The organism is Haloferax sp. AB510 (assembly GCF_024136985.1).
Lineage (GTDB): Archaea > Halobacteriota > Halobacteria > Halobacteriales > Haloferacaceae > Haloferax.
On record NZ_JAMYJY010000258.1, the window covers coordinates 1 to 298 of the forward strand.

The window sequence follows — 298 nt, forward strand, 5'->3', positions numbered from 1 at the left end:
ACCGTGACCGACCGCGGCGGCGACGGGAAGTCCGACACGGCCACCGTCACCGTGACCGTCGCCGACGTAAACCCCGCACCGACCGCTTCGCTCACGGCCTCGCCGTCGACTATCGACGAAGGCCAGTCGGTCACGCTCGACGCCAGCGACTCCTCGGACCCCGAGGGGACGCGCCTCACGTACGACTGGCGAGTCCTGTCTGCTCCCGTCGACAATGCTCCGACACCATCGGGCGCCGGCGGGGATGTCACGCTGACGACGCCGGGCGAGTACACCTACGAAGTGACGGTGACTGACC

The 298-nt window shown here is 69.1% G+C and carries 1 protein-coding gene; it reads left to right on the top strand.

Going from position 1 to position 298, the window contains the following annotated elements:
• A partial coding sequence (locus NKF06_RS20900; RefSeq protein WP_253246492.1) for a PKD domain-containing protein occupies positions 1–298 on the top strand: 298 nt, incomplete at both ends.